The following is a 16568-nucleotide window of genomic DNA, read 5'->3' as shown; positions in this document are numbered from 1 at the left end:
AGATTTCCTTTATGCTTTTTTATCTGCAGTTTTCGTCTTTGCTGCGGTTTTCGTCTTTGCTGCGGTTTTTGTCTTTGCTGCGGCTTTTGTCTTTGCTGCAGTCTTGGTCTTTGCTGCGGTTTTTGTCTTCGTTGCGGTTTCCTTCCGGGCCGTTGTCGTTTTCGCTGCAGCGCTCTTCTTTGCCACTGTTTTCTTTGGTGCCGCCGGCTCACAGCAAAATACGATCATGGACATAGGCGGCACGGTGATCTGCATGGAATGCTCACGACCATCATACTCTTCCTTCTTTGCAGCCCTCACGCGCGGATTGCCCTTGCCGCTTCCGCCAAACTGCTTTGCGTCACTGTTGAAGATTTCCTTATATCTGCCCGCAAACGGAAGTCCGATCTGATATTTCTCATGAAGCACCGGCGCAAAGTTGCAGACAAAGAGCAGTGTTTCTTCCGGTTTGTCTGTCTTTCTTGTAAAGACAACAATATTATCTGCCGCAGAAGTGCAGTTGATCCATTCGAAGCCCTCCTCATCAAAATCCTTCTGATACATGGCAGGTCTCGTGCGGTAAAGCTCATTTAACGCAGTCACATAATCCTGCATGCTCTTATGAAGCGGGTATTCCAGAATATTCCACGGAAGCTCCTCATTCTCATTCCACTCAGAGATCTGCGCAAACTCCTGACCCATGAACAGCAGCTTCTTGCCCGGATGGCCATACATAAATCCATATGCGGTACGCAGATTTGCCGCCTTTTCCTCATAGGTCTCACCCGGCATCTTGCAGAGCATGGAAGACTTTCCATGTACGACTTCATCGTGGGAGAATACCAGCACAAAATCCTCACTGTAGGCGTAAAGCATGCTGAAGGTCAGCTCCCCGTAATGCTGGTTGCGGAAATACGGATCGCACTGCATGTATCCGGTAAAATCGTTCATCCAGCCCATATTCCACTTATAATCAAAGCCCAGGCCGTTCTCCTTCACAGAGCCGGTGATCTGCGGCCATGCGGTAGATTCCTCCGCGATCAGAAGGCCGCCCCTGATCTCCTTTTTGAAGATACTGTTTAAATGCTTCAGAAAGTCCACGGCCTCCAGATTCTCATGGCCGCCGTAGATATTGGCCACCCACTCGCCATCATTCTTGCCGTAATCCAGATACAGCATGGACGCCACCGCATCCATACGGATACCGTCTGCGTGGTACTGCTTTGCCCAGAACAATGCATTTGCGATCAGGAAGTTTGTAACCTGCGGCCGTCCGTAATTATAGATCAGGGTACCCCAGTGCGGATGCGCTCCCTGCCTCGGATCCTGATGCTCGTAAACACAGCTTCCGTCGAAGCATGCCAAACCGTGGGCATCACGCGGAAAATGAGCCGGTACCCAGTCCAGGATCACGCCGATGCCCTGTTCATGCATGTAATTCATGAAATACATAAAATCATCCGGCGTGCCATACCTGCTTGTCGGCGCATAGTAGCCGGTTACCTGATAGCCCCAGGATTCATCTAACGGATGCTCCATCACCGGCATCAGCTCCACATGGGTATAGCCCAGCTTTTTCACATACTCTGCCAGCTTCGGGGCAATCTCCCGGTAGTTGTAAAACTCCGAACCGGTTACCGGCTCCCCGTCTTCGTCCAGCTTTAATTCATGGCGCATCCAGGAGCCCAGATGCAGTTCATAGATGGAAAGCGGCTTGTCCTTGGCCGACTCCAGCTCCCGGTTCTTCATCCAGACCTCATCACTCCAGGTAAACTGCTCCAGGTCCCAGACGATGGAGGCATTGTCCGGACGCAGCTCTGAGTAGTTTCCGTAGGGATCTGATTTCAGCATCGGCTCCCCGCGATGATTCTTGATCTCATATTTGTAAAGTGTCCCGGCCTTCAGCCCCGGCATAAACAGTTCAAAGACCCCCGAATCCCCAAGACGTTTCATCTGATTGCGGCGGCCGTCCCACATGTTAAAATCACCGACCACACTGACACGCATGGCACACGGTGCCCATACGGCAAAATAAACACCGTTTACACCGTCAATGGTCATTGGATGCGCACCCATTTTGCGGTATACATCATAATAGATTCCTGCGTCAAACTTTTTCAGCTCTGCGTCTGTAAACTGAGACGGGAATGCGTATGGATCCTGCAATTCCTCCGTTGTCCCGTTATCGTAAGTAATCTCCAGAAGATATTTGCTCATCTTCTTCCCATGCAAGAGCACCGCATAGTATCCGGCCTCGTCCTGCAGCTCCATGGGATAGCTCTCATTTCCAACCTTCGCTGCCACAGCTACCGCGTGCGGCATGAACACCTGGATCAGCAGTCCCTCTTCCACCTCATGCGCTCCCAGAAGGCGTTCCGGATTTGCCGCCTCGGAATACACGATTTCCTCAATTCCAGCCCAGTCCATTAAATCATATAATACCTGATCCATTGATAGCCCTCCCAAAATATAGAGTCGGAAATTCGACAAAAATTGCGACTTTTCAAATTTTCCGTTCATTAATTCTGAAATTTATTATAGCCGATTTTTCTCGCGTTTTCCACTGGTTTAATCCAAATTTATCAAGTTTTCGTTAAGAAATCGCTGCTGTATTCTTCGGTAGGATAACATCAGGTCCACCATCCTTCCGTAGCTTTTCATGCCGTCGGCCTGGGAGTTCATTTTCAGATAAGTGTCATTCATCCGGGTTGCCGCCTCCGATACCCTGCTTTCATACCGGTTCCAGAAATCCGAATTTTCATCCAGGTCCTGCCTTGCTTCTTCGCAAAGCTGGTTCGTCAGTTCTATGTAACGCTTCATGTCTGCCCGCGCCAGGGCATTTCCCGCGTAAACCCAGCCGGTCAGGTAACCGCTGTAGCGAAACACTTCGTTTTCTGATGAAATACAGGCCAGATATCCGATAAAATTCGCCTCATCCTCCCGCATAAAGCCCTTCAGATGGGATAACTCATGGCAAAGGGTATGGGGCACGTTGTAATCCGGCATATCTCCATTAAAATTTGCTTCCACGGTAAACGGAGAATATACCCCACATAACTGCTGCACGGAAAGGATCTGGGATACCAAAACCTCCTTTGGTTTTGGATAAAATCCGGCCAGACAGGAGAATTGTTCTCCCGCCGCCTGCATGGCTGTTACCGCTTCCGCCCGCCAGACACTGCGATGCTCCCGGTAAGACTGCCGACCGGTTTTTGCGGATTCATTGACCAGCTCCACCAGATCACTGCACAGGGTCTCCAGCTCTTCCACGGTGTAAGTGCCATCCTCCAGACCGGCGTAAGAGGAAAAAGAGGATGCATAGTAGTTGATGCCGCAGTTGACGGTATAGGAAAACAGAAGCGCACCGACGATCAAAAGCCACCGCCTGCCAATGACTGTCAGGATTTTAGCATGTTCCGCACGGATTGCCGCCATAGACAGTCGCACCACATCCAGAAACAGCAGGCACAGCAGACCATACAGACCCATCTCCACTACAGAAAATGGCAGCAGCCCGGTTAATCGGCCTACACTTTCCACAATCCACGGGTAAATATGGTGGGCATACCAGGTGCCAAAGCCCGGAAGTGTCCGGGCAGAAAGCTGAAATACTGCTGTCAGAAGCAGCAGGGAGATTCCTGCTGCTACAAGATATTGACTGCCATATCGCTTATTCTTTTTCATGAATCTCTCCTGAAATGTGTACCTCAAATATTGTCCAATAACGGCATGCTTTTTACTATAGTTTACTATATATTTTCACTATTTTCCATACAATACAGAAAAGCAGGAGCCAGAATCTTTGTACCATCTTAATACCGGGCAAAATACCTTTGTGCCCTCTTTAACTCTTTTTTTCTATAATAGAACTAACAAAAACAGCGGTATCACTACCCGACAGAAGATTGGAGCTGTATCCATGAAACCATTTTCCATAAAACCATTAAATTCTTTTCAGATCATTGTCCTGGGATTTGCCGGAGTCATTCTGGCCGGTGCACTTCTTTTAATGCTGCCGGTTTCCTCCGCCACCCACTGCGTTACTCCGTTTTTAAGTGCATTATTCACCTCCACCACCTCCGTCTGCGTAACGGGTCTGATCGTGGTGGATACCGGTACCTACTGGTCCGTTTTCGGTCAGGCTGTGATCCTGGTGCTGATCCAGATTGGCGGCATGGGAGTCGTAACTGTCGCTGCGGCAGTCACCATTGTTTCCGGACGCAAGATCGGTCTGATGCAGCGCAGTACCATGCAGGAAGCCGTGGCCGCACCAAAGATGAGCGGCATTGTGCGCCTGACCGGCTTTATCATCCGGGCTACGCTCCTGATCGAGCTGTCCGGTGCCGCTCTGCTGGCCCCTGTATTTTGCAGAGATTTTGGCCCCATCCGCGGACTCTGGATGGCCGTGTTCCATTCCATTTCCGCCTTCTGCAACGCAGGGATCGACCTGATGGGGATCCGTATTCCCTTTTCTTCCCTCACACTTTATGCCGCAAACCCACTGGTCAACCTGGTCATCATGGCACTTATCATCATCGGCGGCATCGGCTTTCTGACCTGGGAAGATATCCGCAGTAACCATCTGCATTTCAGCCGTTACCGGATGCAGAGCAAGGTCATCTTAACCACCACGGCTATCCTGATCCTGTTGCCGGCCCTCTATTTTTATTTCGGAGAATTCCGACAGGGAGGCTTTGGAACCAGGATCCTTTTATCCTTGTTTCAGTCGGTAACTCCACGAACTGCCGGTTTTAACACAGCAGACTTCAGTAAACTCACTGAATCCGGCCAGATGCTGACCATTATTCTGATGCTCATCGGCGGAAGTCCCGGTTCTACAGCAGGAGGCATGAAAACCACTACCCTCGCAGTTCTTACCGCCACTGCCGTATCTGTCTTTCGGCGGAACGAAAACCCGGAGCTGTTTAAGCGCCGGATTGCCCCGGAAACTGTAGCAAATGCTGCCTCCATCCTGATGATGTATCTCAGTCTCTGTCTGACCGGCGCATTTCTCATCAGCCGCATAGAGGAGCTTCCCATGATGGCATGTATGTTTGAAACAGCCTCAGCGGTAGGCACGGTCGGTCTCAGCTTCGGCATTACTCCCGGACTCGGAAGTATCTCCCGGATCATCCTGATCATTCTGATGTATCTGGGAAGAGTCGGAGGACTGACTTTAATCTACGCCGCATTGTCCGGACACCGGATCCGGTTTGGCAAATATCCGCTGGAAAAAATCACTGTAGGATAACACGTAAAGGAGCAAGATTATGAAATCAATTTTACTGATTGGCCTCGGCCGTTTTGGAAAACATATTGCCATGGAGCTGCATTCCCTGGGGCACCAGGTGATGGCAGTCGATCATAATGAGGTGCGTGTCAACGAAGCTCTTCCTTTCCTGACCAGCGCTCAGATTGGTGACAGCACCTCGGAGGATTTTCTTTCTTCCCTGGGCGTACGCAATTTCGATGTCTGCATTGTTGCCATCGGAACTGACTTTCAAAGCTCTCTGGAAACTACATCGCTCTTAAAGGAGCTTGGTGCCAGACTGGTTGTCTCCCGGGCTGCCAGAGATGTCCATGCCAAGTTTCTGCTGCGCAACGGTGCGGATGAAGTCGTCTACCCGGAAAAACAGCTGGCCAAGTGGACCGCCATTCGCTGCAGCTCTAACCACATCCGGGATTTTGTTGATCTTGACGGAGATCATGATCTGTTTGAAGTCGATCTTCCTGACCAGTGGATCGGCATGAGTGTCTCGCAGATCGACATCCGGAAGCAGTATGGCATCAACATCATCGGAGTGCGCCATAATGGCAAAATTGAGTATTCGGTTACACCGCAGACCAGTTTTTGCGCAGGAGACTCCATCCTGGTCCTTGGCCGCTACCGCGATCTGCAGAAATGTTTCCGGATCTGATTTCGGAGGTAATCTTATGGAAAATCTGATTCTGATTCTCCTTCTCATCCTGTTTTTTACCTTCATCTATCTGCTTATGAGCCGGATTGACCAGATTCTGGACCGGCTGCGCAAAGGGAATCTGCGCATGGAACAGCAGCGGCCGGACCCGGATAGGCCAATACCTGAAGAGAATGATACTTTGGATTGATTTCACAGACCATTCGTTTTATGATAAGGGTAAACGGAGGACTTTCCCATGACAATACACGCTTCCATTCATCCTGAAACCGCCCATCCCGAAAGACAGACGAGGGAACACATCCTTGTCTGTCTTTCTTCTGCACCCTCAAACTTAAGGATCGTGCAGACGGGTGCCCGCATGGCCGAGGCTTTTCATGGCACACTGACTGCACTCTATGTCCAGACGCCTGATCATTCTGCCATGTCCGAAGAAAATCAGAACCGTCTGAAAGAACATATGCGTCTGGCCGAGCAGCTTGGAGCCTCCATCGAAACGGTATACGGTGACGATGTTTCCTATCAGATCGCGGAATTTTCGCGCCTCAACAATATTACCAAAATTGTCCTTGGCCGCAGCAATATCCGGCGGCAGCATCTCTGGAGCAAGCCGTCCCTGACAGAAAAGCTGACTGAGATCGCGCCAAATCTGGATATCTACATCATTCCGGATGCCGCCTCCGTTCATAGCAGCTACCACCTCAACAAGCATCTCCGGTCCGCAGGCTGGCATATTCAGGCCACAGATCTGCTGCGTACCATTTTCATTCTGATTTCCGTGACACTGACCGGCCTCTTCTTCTACCAGGCCGGACTGTCTGAGGCAAACATCATCACGCTTTATATCCTCGGAGTCCTGCTGGCCTCTATCGCCACGACCGGATGGAGCTGCAGTCTGCTGGCTTCTGCCTGCAGCGTTATTGTTTTTAACTATTTTTTTACCACTCCACGCTTCACCTTTCATGTGTACGGAAAGGATTATCCGGTCACCTTTATTGTGATGTTTGCCGTGGCCCTGTTAAGCAGTGCCCTGACCACCCGCCTGAAGGATCACGCCCGCCAGTCCGCCAAGCTGGCCTACCGCACCAAGGTCCTGTTTGACACCAACCAGCTTCTGCAAAAAGCAGAAACCGACAAAGCCATCCTGAATACCCTGATTTCCCAGATCCAAAAATTACTCGGAAAACACATTATCATTTATCCGGTTCAGCATGGGACATTAGGAACTCCCATCCTCTCCCCGGATCCTGCTTCCGCAGAAAAATCCGAATTTCTGACCTGCCCCGGGGAGCGGGAGGTTGCCCTGTGGGTTCTGGCTCACAATAAACGGGCCGGTGCCTATACCGACACCTTTCCGGATGCTCTGTGCCATTATCTGGCCATCCGGGTACAGAACGCTGTCTATGGAGTTGCCGGCATGGAAGCCGGAGAGCATCCCATGGATTCCTTTGAATACAGCGTTCTGGTTTCCATACTGGGAGAGGGCGCCCTGGCCATGGAAAACCGCCAGAATATCCGGGAAAAGGAGCAGGCAGCGCTTCTGATGGAAAAGGAACGGCTCCGAGCCAATCTGCTGCGTACCATCTCCCATGATCTGCGCACCCCGCTGACTGCCATATCCGGCAATGCCAGCAACCTGCTCTCCAACCATTCCGCCATCGATGAGGCCACCCGGCTGCAGATCTACGCGGACATCTACGACGATTCCATGTGGCTGATCAATCTGGTAGAAAATCTGCTGGCTGTCACCCGTATTGAAGATGGCCGCATGAACCTACGCATGGAAACCGAACTGGTCAGCGAGGTCATTTCCGAAGCGCTCCGTCATGTCAGCCGTCAAAGCGTTGAACATAGCATTACAGCAGAAAGCACCGATGATTTTCTGCTTGCCCGCATGGATGCCCGGCTCATTGTGCAGGTCATCATCAACCTTGTGGATAATGCCATCAAATACACACAAAAGGGCAGCCGGATCCAGATTCTGACGGATAAGCTGGAATCCGACGTGCGGATCCGTGTCACGGATGACGGTCCGGGCATTCCGGATGAGGCAAAGCCGTTTGTCTTTGATATGTGCTATACCGGTGCAAACCGCATTGCGGACAGCCGCCGCAGTCTGGGACTTGGACTCTGTTTATGCCGCTCCATCATCCGGGCCCATGGAGGAGAAATTTCCGTCTCTGACAACACGCCCTCTGGCTGTATCTTTACCTTTACATTACCCTGCGAGGAGGTAACTATCCATGAATAAACCGCTGATTCTGGTTGTGGAGGACGATGCACCCGTCCGCAATCTGATCACCACCACTTTAAAGCTGCATGATTACCGCTTTCTGACCGCAGCAAACGGAGAAACTGCGCTGATCGAAGCATCTTCCCACAATCCGGATATCATTCTGCTGGACCTGGGACTTCCGGATATGGACGGAATCGACATCATCCGGCAGATCCGCAGCTGGAGCATCACGCCCATCATCGTCATCAGCGCCCGCAGCGAAGATACGGACAAGATCGAGGCACTAGATAATGGGGCAGATGACTACCTGACCAAGCCCTTTTCTGTTGATGAGCTTCTGGCCCGCCTGCGCGTGACCCAACGCCGCTTAAGCTTCATGCAGGGAACCATGTCCGCCCAGGATTCCGTGTTTGTCAACGGCCCCCTGAAGATTGATTTTTCTGCCGGATGCGCCTGCTTAAATGAGGAACCGCTGTCCCTGACCCCCACCGAATACAAGCTTCTGTGCCTGATGGCCCGCAACGTGGGAAAGGTCCTGACCCACACCTATATCACTGAGCATGTATGGGGGAGCAGTTTTAAAAGCGATGTAGCCTCTCTCCGGGTCTTTATGGCAACGCTCCGCAAAAAACTGGAATCCGCTCCGGGCGCGCCCCAGCAGATCCAGACCCACATCGGAGTCGGATACCGGATGCTGCGGCTGTAATCTTCCATAATTTTATATTTCATTTTGTTTCAATTTGGGATATACTTTTGATAACGCGTAACTGTGAAACACCTGGCAGTTACGGCATCACAGACTAAGGAGGCTGAAATTATGGTTCGCAAAGAAAACACAGTTGCGGTGGAACACTTAGGCGGCGGCAAGGGCACTGCTTACGTTCATCACATCATTTCCAAAGAAGAGTTTTTAGGTCACGGCAGAATGTACGCGAGGGTGGTACTTCCTCCGGGCGCAAGCGTAGGCTGGCACCAGCACGTCCATGACACCGAGCCGTATTACATTTTAAAGGGACAGGCTGACTTCATCGACAACGACAAGTCCGTCACCAAGGTTGGCCCTGGCGACTGCTGTATCATCGAGGTCGGACAGTTCCACAGCATTGAAAATAATTCCAATGAGGATGTAGAGTTCATGGCTCTGATCTACAATGAGCCGGGATTTTTATACGAATAGGAAAACGGAGCGTTAGCGAGTTGCTAACGCTCCGTTTTTTACACGCTTGTCTCTCACTATGCACTAAACGGTGTTCTCAATCAAAGATTCTCTTAATATCCTGATATCGGTTGATTACTCGATAAATTTCCACATATTCGTTTCCGACCTTGTAGATAATTACATAATCTTCCCATATTGCATATTTATAATCTGTCCGAAAGCTGACTCGTTTTGAAAGATCTGATCCTATTCCTGGAAATATCTGAATATTTTCAAATTTACCGTAAATTTCCTTTATGGTCTTTGCCGCATATGCTTCGTTATCTTCAGCAATATAATCCCGGATATTCTTCAGATCTTTTACAACAATCGGATTGATCCGCAGTTTTAACATCTTATTCCCCCACAAGTGCTTTCAATTCATCCAGATCCAGCCAGCCTTCACCGTCTTTCACTGCTTCTTCGGCTTCCTGCAGTTTCATCAGAAGTTTTTTCTCCGCGCGGTCACGCTCGTAATCTTCAAAATCCATAACTACAAAACGTCCTCTGCCATTCTTGGTCAAATATACCGGCTCTCCTTTGTGACAGTTTTTCAGGACTTCATTATAATTTCTCAAATCAGACACTGGTAAAATATTTGCCATATTCTTTCAGCTCCTTCCACTGACTTTCATTGTTTCTACTACTTCTATTATACGCAAAAAGCCGTAAAATTCAACGTGAATTTTTACAGCAAAAAGATATTTCATCATATCGTTTCTACCCCCGGCAATCACATTTAAAAAGTCCCACAGAAACAGCACATGCATACTGCTTTCTGTGGGACTTTTATCTTTAGTGTTTCAATTTCAAACGCACCATTGCGCGCTTCAGCGCTGCTTCCGCACGCGCTGCATCCAGATCAGCTTCATGGCTTGCAAGGCGGCGCTCCGCACGGGAACGTGCTTCCTCTGCACGCGCAAAGTCAATCTCATCCGGCCACTCTACAACCTCTGCCATGACAGTCACCTGCTCCGGCAGAATGGTGATGAATCCGGACATCAGCGCTGCTTCCTTTTCACTGCCGTCCTCATGGATTTTGAGGACACCCGGCGCTACTACAGCAGTCAGCGGAATGTGGTTCGGGTATATACCGATCTCACCCTCGGTAGTAGTTAGCTCTACCATGGAGACTTTTCCGTCGTAGAAACCGCCGGTCGGGGTGACAACCTTTAATTTCATTCCATCAGCCATAGACGTACCCCCTATTTCACACGGGCAAGAACGTCATCGATATTACCTGCATTCAGGAAATACTGCTCCGGAATGTCATCATGCTTACCTTCCAGGATCTCCTTGAAGCCCTGAATGGTCTCGCTCAACGGTACATAACGGCCTTCCAAACCGGTAAACTGTCCTGCTACGAAGAACGGCTGAGATAAGAATCTCTGGATCTTACGTGCGCGGGATACGGTCAGCTTATCTTCCTCGGAAAGCTCATCCATACCTAACATGGCGATGATATCCTGCAGCTCTTTGTACTTCTGCAAAACCTCCTGCACGCCGCGGGCTACCTTGTAATGCTCCTCACCTACAACACGCGGGTCGAGGATACGGGAGGTGGACTCCAGCGGGTCTACTGCCGGGTAAATACCCTGCTCTACAATGGCACGGCTTAATACCGTGGTTGCATCCAGATGTGCGAAGGTGTTTGCCGGAGCCGGGTCGGTTAAGTCATCGGCCGGCACGTAAACTGCCTGTACGGAAGTGATGGAACCGTTCTTGGTAGAGGTGATACGCTCCTGAAGAGCACCCATCTCTGTCTGCAGAGTCGGCTGGTAACCTACTGCGGACGGCATACGTCCAAGCAGAGCGGATACTTCAGAACCTGCCTGGGTGAAACGGAAGATGTTGTCGATGAATAACAGGACATCCTTACCACCTTTATCACGGAAGTACTCAGCCATAGTAAGCCCGGTCAGGCCGACTCTCATACGTGCTCCCGGCGGCTCGTTCATCTGACCGAATACCATGGTGGTCTTATTGATAACGCCAGACTCGGTCATCTCGTAGTAAAGGTCATTACCCTCACGGGTACGCTCACCTACACCGGTGAATACGGAATATCCGCCGTGCTCGGTAGCGATGTTACGAATCAGCTCCTGGATCAGGACGGTCTTACCTACACCGGCACCGCCGAACAGACCGATTTTACCACCCTTCTGATAAGGGCAGAGCAGGTCTACGACTTTGATACCGGTCTCAAGGATCTCAGTCTGGGTAGACTGTTCCTCGAAGGTAGGAGCTTTTCTGTGGATTGGAAGGTATTCTTCCACCTGTGGCTTTTCTTTATTGTCAATTGGCTCGCCCAGTACATTGAAAATACGGCCCAGCGTATTCTCACCAACCGGTACGGAAATCGGCGCGCCGGTTGCAATGGCGTCCATACCACGTCTCAGACCATCGGTGGTTCCCATTGCGATACATCTTACGGTATCGTCACCAAGATCCTGTGCAACCTCAACGGTCAGGCTGCCGCCATCTTCCAGCGGAACTCTGATTGCCTCGTTGATTTCCGGAATCTTGCCCTGGGAGAACTTGATATCCATGACCGCACCGATGATCTGTGTGATCTTACCAGTATTTTGTTCTGCCATCTTGCTTCTCCTTCATAATTCTTTCTCGAATGCACTCCTTGGAGCGCGATCGCTTCAGCAGAGCACCAGGCCCCGCCAAAACGGATTAATTGATCGCATTTGCGCCTGCAATGATCTCCGTAAGCTCCTGGGTAATGGAACCCTGACGCGCACGGTTGTACTGCAGCTCTAACTTGCCCAGCATCTCTTCTGCATTGTTGGTTGCCGAATCCATGGCGGTCATACGCGCACCATTTTCACTGGCAACTGCTTCCTGCAGCGCACCAAAGATCAGACTGCTCATATATTTCGGGATGATCATATCCAGCACTTCTTCCTCGCTCGGCTCATAATTCATGAGGGCTTCGGCTTTCGAAGCCTCGCTCTCGCCGTTCTCTTCCATGGTAAACGGAAGGAGCCTGATGAGCTTCGGAATATGAACCACGGTGTTCTTAAAGGAAGTGTATGCAAGATAGATCTCACCGATCTCCCCACGGCCGAATGCGGCCAGCAGCTCTTTTGTGAGATCTGCCGCATCCTGGTAGGCTGGCTCGTCGATGACCTCGGAATAATCCTCGGCAATCTCGTAACCCTTCTTAGCCAGTCCGTCACGGCCCTTGCGGCCAATGGCGTATACCCGGGTCTTCTCCGGAGTCAGCGCCTCATTTCCTGCGATGAGCTTGACAATGTTGTTATTGTAGCCACCGGCAAGACCGCGGTTGGAAGTGATCGCAATGACCGCTTTTCCATCCGTGGCACCTGCCCGCAGGTATTTGTGGTCGATGGTTCCTGACTTTTTCAGCATGGAAGAGATCGTCTCATACATCAAGTCGAAATAAGGCTTGGAGCCTTCTGCTTTCTGTCTGGATTTCTGCAGCTTGACTGTAGAAACCAGCTTCATGGCTTTGGTAATCTGGCCGGTGCTCTGGATACTTGCTTTTCTGCGTTTAATATCTCTCATCGATGCCATGATCGTTCACCTGCCTTATCTAGCGCTGCTCTTTGCACTCTTTGATTGCTTTTACAAGCAGAGCCTCGGTATCCTCGGACAGAACCCTGGTATCGCGGATTGCTGCCGGGATCTCCGGGTACTTGCTGTCAATGTATTTGAATAAGTCTTTCTCAAATGCCAGCACATCTGCAACCGGAATATCAAGAAGATGCTTTCTGGTTGCTGCGTAAATGATGATTACCTGGTACTCAACCGGCATCGGCTGGTACTGAGGCTGTTTTAAGACTTCACGGATGCGCTCGCCCTGTGCCAGCTGCTCGGTGGTTGCTGCATCCAGCTCGGAGCCGAACTGGGCGAAGCTTGCCAGCTCGCGGTACTGTGCCAGTTCCACACGGATCGGCGCTGCAATCTTCTTGATTGCCTTGATCTGTGCCGCGCCGCCTACTCGGGATACGGACAGACCAGCGTTGATAGCCGGACGGAAACCGGAGTTGAACATCTCAGTCTCAAGGTAGATCTGACCATCGGTAATGGAAATTACGTTGGTCGGGATGTATGCGGATACATCGCCCGCCTGAGTCTCGATGATCGGCAGAGCAGTTAAGGAACCGCCGCCCAAGTCATCAGACAAACGGGATGCGCGCTCCAGCAGTCTGGAGTGCAGGTAGAATACGTCACCCGGATAAGCCTCACGTCCCGGCGGTCTCTTCAGAAGAAGGGAGAGGGTACGATAAGCGGCAGCGTGCTTGGTTAAGTCATCATAGACTACCAGTACGTCCTCTCCGTTTTCCATCCACTCCTCGCCGATCGCACATCCGGAATATGGTGCGATATACTGTAACGGAGCCAGGTCGGATGCTGTGGAAACTACGATGGTGGTGTAGTCCATAGCGCCGAACTCCTCTAAGGTTCTTACAATGTTGGCAACGGTAGATGCTTTCTGACCGATTGCAACGTAGATACAGTGAACGCCCTGACCCTTCTGGTTGATGATGGTATCGATCGCGATGGCGGTCTTACCGGTCTGACGGTCACCGATGATCAGCTCTCGCTGGCCGCGGCCGATCGGGATCATGGCGTCAATTGCCTTGATACCGGTCTGTAACGGGGTGTCTACAGATTTTCTTTCGATTACGCCGTGAGCAACACGCTCAACACGGCGGAATTTGTCAGTCTCGATCGGGCCCTTGCCGTCAATCGGCATACCTAACGCGTTGACAACTCGTCCGGTCATGGCATCGCCTACCGGGACCTCAACCACGCGGCCGGTTGTCTTAACGATATCTCCCTCACTGATGTTCCTGGTATCACCTAAGAGAACGACACCTACGTTGTCTTCCTCCAGGTTCTGGACCATGCCGTATACTTCTCCCGGGAATTCCAGAAGCTCACCCTGCATGGCTTTCTCCAGTCCATGAACTCGAGCGATACCGTCCGCAACCGTGATAACGGTGCCGACATCAGAGACTTCCAGTTTGGTAGAATACTTTGCAATCTGTTCTTTGATTACCGAACTGATTTCTTCTGGTCTCAAATTCATTGTCTGTTCCTTTCCGACTTATTATGCCAGCTGAAGCGCGGATAACTCCTTCTTCAGCTCGTAAAGCCTTGTCTTGATGCTGCTGTCTACTACGCGATCTCCGATGCGGATGACCATGCCCCCAAGAAGGGACATATCCACATCGTAGTGCATTTCAAACTGCACGTAACCGGTGGTCTCAAGCAGTCTTTTTTCCAAAGCGGCCTTCTGCTCCCTGCCCAGCTCCACTGCGCTGGTCACATAAGCAGCTCCGATCTTTTTGAATTCCTTCACCCTCTGGATGAAATATTCCAGAATCGAGATCATCTCGTTCTGTCTGTCTTTCTCAACAATGATGCTCAAGAAGCCCATCAGCTCCTCCGCAATCTTTCCGGAAAAGACCTGATGTAATAAGGCAACCTTCTCTTCTTTTACGATCTGCGGATTTCCGAGAACGGAAAAGAGCTCTGGGTTGGCCTGTAAAATGGGGAGCAAAGCAGATGTTTCCTCGTAGAAAGTATCCACAAGCTCTTTTTCCATGGCTGTCTCAAACAATGCATCGCCGTACACCTTTGAAACTAGCTTTGCCATGTATGTTCACCCATTTCCTTCAAAGTCTCATCAATCAAAGCATCCTGAATCTTAACATCGATGGAGTTTCCAACAACCTTCTCTGCCATGAATGCGGCGATGTCTACGATCTCCTGTTTCATGTCATCGAGAGCTTTCTTCTTCTCCAGCTCAACCTCGCGGTTAGCCCGCTCAATGATTCTGGCTGCTTCGGCCTTGGCTTCATCGAGCATTTCCTCCTCACGGGCTTTGGCTTTACGCCGTGCAGTCTCCAGAATGCTCTCAGCTTCTTTGTTCACGTCTCTTAATTTTGCCTCATACTCAGCCTTCATAGCCTCTGCTGAAGATTTGTCTTCCGCAGCAGATGCCAGCTCGCCGGCAATCTTCTGTTTTCTCTTTTCCAGCACATCACGCACCGGATTGAAAAGCAGATAGGACAATGCAAAGAATAAAATGAAGATGTTGATACCGGTCAGCACTGCGTCATGCAGAAGCTGCGGATCAAATCCTATCAGTCTGTCCAAGTCTTACGCCTCCTTTCGTTATAATTCATTGCGCGCTCCGCCGCAAAACACTGCTGTCCGCCGCGTGCCTGCGCAATGTCCGTTCTTCTTATGCGCCGAACGGCTTAACGAACATCAGGATGATCGCTACAACCAGACCGTACAGACCGGTGGTCTCTGCTACTGCCTGACCAAGAAGCATGGTGGAAGTGATGTCGGATTTTGCGCCCGGGTTACGACCTACTGCTGCAGCACCGTGACCAGCTGCGATACCCTGTCCTACACCAGGTCCGATACCGGCGATCATTGCCAGACCAGCGCCGATTGCGGAACAACCAAAGATAAAGTCCTGTCCTGAGATACCATTCATAGTTAAGTCCTCCTAAAAAATAAATTTTATTCCATTTTGTCGTTGATGTATACCATGGTCAGCATACAGAATACGTATGTCTGGATCGCACCGGAGAATACATCACAATAAACATGAAGTGCCGCCGGAATACCGATATTGGTAAAGATCGGCATCATGCCATACCATAATCCCATAATGATAACGCCTGACAGCAGGTTTGCAAACAGACGCAGGGAAATGGAAATCGGGTTCGCGATCTCACCGATCAGGTTGATCGGAAACAAGATCGGGGTCGGCTCAAACAGGCTGGTAAAATGTCTTACGCCCCTGTTCTTGATGCCCTGGTAGTTTACAATGAAGAAGGTAAACATACCAAGCAGGAAAGTAACGCCATAGTCGGCTGTCGGAGCACGAAGGCCTAACAGTCCGCTCAGGTTACAGAAGAGGATAAATACAAAGATCGTTCCGATGTAGTTGATGAAACGTCTTGCATTGCCTCCCAGAATACCTGCCGTCATGCCCTGCAGTGCCTCATAGGCCATCTCCAGCACATTCTGAAATGTTCCCGGCTGGTCCGTTGCCTTTTTGAGGGTCCGGTTCGCCAGTACCGCAAGGATCAGGATCAGTGCTGTGATGATCCACATGCCTATGGTCGTTGTTGTGATCCAGAAGTCCTGACCAAATAACTGATACTTCAGTACCCCATGTATCATAAAGTCAGGCTCATTGGAAATCAGCATTCCCATTCACGGTTCCTCCTTTCTC

General features: G+C 50.6%; 18 protein-coding genes. 6 read left to right on the top strand and 12 right to left on the bottom strand.

The window, feature by feature from the left end; all coding sequences use genetic code 11:
- Positions 1-9: 9 nt before the first annotated feature.
- Positions 10-2430 carry a 1,4-alpha-glucan branching protein GlgB gene (gene glgB / locus DW819_RS02205; protein ID WP_118731867.1) on the bottom strand — a complete coding sequence of 807 codons (2421 nt, stop codon included), beginning with the start codon at positions 2428-2430 and terminating at the stop codon, positions 10-12.
- A 117-nt stretch (positions 2431-2547) separates the two neighbouring features.
- Complete coding sequence (locus DW819_RS02200) at positions 2548-3663, bottom strand: DUF3810 domain-containing protein (RefSeq protein ID WP_118731866.1); 1116 nt, start codon at positions 3661-3663, stop codon at positions 2548-2550.
- Positions 3664-3898: 235 nt separating this feature from the next.
- On the opposite strand from DW819_RS02200, the gene DW819_RS02195 reads away from it, so the two are divergent.
- From DW819_RS02195 to DW819_RS02175, 6 genes are all read left to right on the top strand, one after another.
- The gene (locus tag DW819_RS02195) at positions 3899-5230 is read left to right on the top strand and encodes a potassium transporter TrkG (protein WP_118731865.1); all 1332 of its coding nucleotides are present in this window, start codon (positions 3899-3901) and stop codon (positions 5228-5230) included.
- A 19-nt stretch (positions 5231-5249) separates the two neighbouring features.
- Positions 5250-5897 (top strand): TrkA family potassium uptake protein, encoded by a 648-nt coding sequence (locus DW819_RS02190; protein WP_118731864.1) that lies wholly within the window; start codon positions 5250-5252, stop codon positions 5895-5897.
- A 16-nt stretch (positions 5898-5913) separates the two neighbouring features.
- Entirely contained in the window at positions 5914-6087 is a 174-nt protein-coding gene (locus tag DW819_RS15555; RefSeq protein ID WP_177303832.1) for a hypothetical protein, read from the top strand.
- A 48-nt stretch (positions 6088-6135) separates the two neighbouring features.
- Positions 6136-8148, top strand: a complete 2013-nt coding sequence (locus DW819_RS02185; protein WP_118731863.1) for a DUF4118 domain-containing protein — start codon at positions 6136-6138, stop codon at positions 8146-8148.
- The gene (locus tag DW819_RS02180) at positions 8141-8839 is read left to right on the top strand and encodes a response regulator transcription factor (RefSeq protein ID WP_118731862.1); all 699 of its coding nucleotides are present in this window, start codon (positions 8141-8143) and stop codon (positions 8837-8839) included. The genes DW819_RS02185 and DW819_RS02180 overlap by 8 nt, the downstream gene beginning before the upstream one ends.
- Positions 8840-8950: 111 nt before the next feature.
- Complete coding sequence (locus DW819_RS02175) at positions 8951-9310, top strand: cupin domain-containing protein (protein WP_118731861.1); 360 nt, start codon at positions 8951-8953, stop codon at positions 9308-9310.
- A gap of 76 nt (positions 9311-9386) precedes the next feature.
- Here the strand turns inward: DW819_RS02175 and DW819_RS02170 are convergent, their stop codons facing one another.
- From DW819_RS02170 to atpB, 10 genes are all read right to left on the bottom strand, one after another.
- Positions 9387-9686 carry a type II toxin-antitoxin system RelE/ParE family toxin gene (locus DW819_RS02170; RefSeq protein WP_118731860.1) on the bottom strand — a complete coding sequence of 100 codons (300 nt, stop codon included), beginning with the start codon at positions 9684-9686 and terminating at the stop codon, positions 9387-9389.
- 1 nt (position 9687) lies between these two features.
- Positions 9688-9936: a type II toxin-antitoxin system prevent-host-death family antitoxin gene (locus DW819_RS02165; RefSeq protein ID WP_118731859.1), complete on the bottom strand. Its 249-nt coding sequence runs from the start codon at positions 9934-9936 to the stop codon at positions 9688-9690.
- 190 nt (positions 9937-10126) lie between these two features.
- A complete protein-coding gene (gene atpC / locus DW819_RS02160) occupies positions 10127-10525 on the bottom strand; it encodes an ATP synthase F1 subunit epsilon (RefSeq protein ID WP_118731858.1) in 399 nt (132 codons plus the stop codon).
- Positions 10526-10536: 11 nt separating this feature from the next.
- Positions 10537-11928 (bottom strand): F0F1 ATP synthase subunit beta, encoded by a 1392-nt coding sequence (gene atpD, locus DW819_RS02155; RefSeq protein ID WP_118533142.1) that lies wholly within the window; start codon positions 11926-11928, stop codon positions 10537-10539.
- A gap of 85 nt (positions 11929-12013) precedes the next feature.
- Positions 12014-12877 carry an ATP synthase F1 subunit gamma gene (gene atpG, locus DW819_RS02150; protein WP_118731857.1) on the bottom strand — a complete coding sequence of 288 codons (864 nt, stop codon included), beginning with the start codon at positions 12875-12877 and terminating at the stop codon, positions 12014-12016.
- 19 nt (positions 12878-12896) lie between these two features.
- On the bottom strand, positions 12897-14399 hold the full coding sequence (gene atpA, locus DW819_RS02145) for a F0F1 ATP synthase subunit alpha (protein ID WP_118731856.1): 1503 nt from the start codon (positions 14397-14399) through the stop codon (positions 12897-12899).
- A 21-nt stretch (positions 14400-14420) separates the two neighbouring features.
- Complete coding sequence (gene atpH / locus DW819_RS02140) at positions 14421-14969, bottom strand: ATP synthase F1 subunit delta (protein WP_118731855.1); 549 nt, start codon at positions 14967-14969, stop codon at positions 14421-14423.
- Entirely contained in the window at positions 14957-15472 is a 516-nt protein-coding gene (atpF, locus tag DW819_RS02135; RefSeq protein ID WP_118533134.1) for a F0F1 ATP synthase subunit B, read from the bottom strand. Before atpF ends, atpH begins: the two co-directional genes overlap by 13 nt.
- 88 nt (positions 15473-15560) lie before the next feature.
- Positions 15561-15821 carry an ATP synthase F0 subunit C gene (gene atpE, locus DW819_RS02130; protein ID WP_118544256.1) on the bottom strand — a complete coding sequence of 87 codons (261 nt, stop codon included), beginning with the start codon at positions 15819-15821 and terminating at the stop codon, positions 15561-15563.
- Positions 15822-15847: 26 nt separating this feature from the next.
- A complete protein-coding gene (gene atpB / locus DW819_RS02125) occupies positions 15848-16549 on the bottom strand; it encodes a F0F1 ATP synthase subunit A (protein WP_118544255.1) in 702 nt (233 codons plus the stop codon).
- Between the last annotated feature and the right edge of the window lie 19 nt (positions 16550-16568).

The sequence above is a fragment of the Clostridium sp. AM33-3 genome (genome assembly GCF_003480315.1).
Classification (GTDB): Bacteria; Bacillota; Clostridia; order Lachnospirales; family Lachnospiraceae; genus Brotaphodocola.
This window is presented reverse-complemented; position numbering and strand designations above follow the sequence as displayed.

Coding starts and splice junctions, on each gene's coding strand:
- glgB (WP_118731867.1), bottom strand. CDS start 2,430: ATGGATCAGGTATTATATGATTTAATGGACTGGGCTGGAATTGAGGAA.
- DW819_RS02200 (WP_118731866.1), bottom strand. CDS start 3,663: ATGAAAAAGAATAAGCGATATGGCAGTCAATATCTTGTAGCAGCAGGA.
- DW819_RS02195 (WP_118731865.1), top strand. CDS start 3,899: ATGAAACCATTTTCCATAAAACCATTAAATTCTTTTCAGATCATTGTC.
- DW819_RS02190 (WP_118731864.1), top strand. CDS start 5,250: ATGAAATCAATTTTACTGATTGGCCTCGGCCGTTTTGGAAAACATATT.
- DW819_RS15555 (WP_177303832.1), top strand. CDS start 5,914: ATGGAAAATCTGATTCTGATTCTCCTTCTCATCCTGTTTTTTACCTTC.
- DW819_RS02185 (WP_118731863.1), top strand. CDS start 6,136: ATGACAATACACGCTTCCATTCATCCTGAAACCGCCCATCCCGAAAGA.
- DW819_RS02180 (WP_118731862.1), top strand. CDS start 8,141: ATGAATAAACCGCTGATTCTGGTTGTGGAGGACGATGCACCCGTCCGC.
- DW819_RS02175 (WP_118731861.1), top strand. CDS start 8,951: ATGGTTCGCAAAGAAAACACAGTTGCGGTGGAACACTTAGGCGGCGGC.
- DW819_RS02170 (WP_118731860.1), bottom strand. CDS start 9,686: ATGTTAAAACTGCGGATCAATCCGATTGTTGTAAAAGATCTGAAGAAT.
- DW819_RS02165 (WP_118731859.1), bottom strand. CDS start 9,936: ATGGCAAATATTTTACCAGTGTCTGATTTGAGAAATTATAATGAAGTC.
- atpC (WP_118731858.1), bottom strand. CDS start 10,525: ATGGCTGATGGAATGAAATTAAAGGTTGTCACCCCGACCGGCGGTTTC.
- atpD (WP_118533142.1), bottom strand. CDS start 11,928: ATGGCAGAACAAAATACTGGTAAGATCACACAGATCATCGGTGCGGTC.
- atpG (WP_118731857.1), bottom strand. CDS start 12,877: ATGGCATCGATGAGAGATATTAAACGCAGAAAAGCAAGTATCCAGAGC.
- atpA (WP_118731856.1), bottom strand. CDS start 14,399: ATGAATTTGAGACCAGAAGAAATCAGTTCGGTAATCAAAGAACAGATT.
- atpH (WP_118731855.1), bottom strand. CDS start 14,969: ATGGCAAAGCTAGTTTCAAAGGTGTACGGCGATGCATTGTTTGAGACA.
- atpE (WP_118544256.1), bottom strand. CDS start 15,821: ATGAATGGTATCTCAGGACAGGACTTTATCTTTGGTTGTTCCGCAATC.
- atpB (WP_118544255.1), bottom strand. CDS start 16,549: ATGGGAATGCTGATTTCCAATGAGCCTGACTTTATGATACATGGGGTA.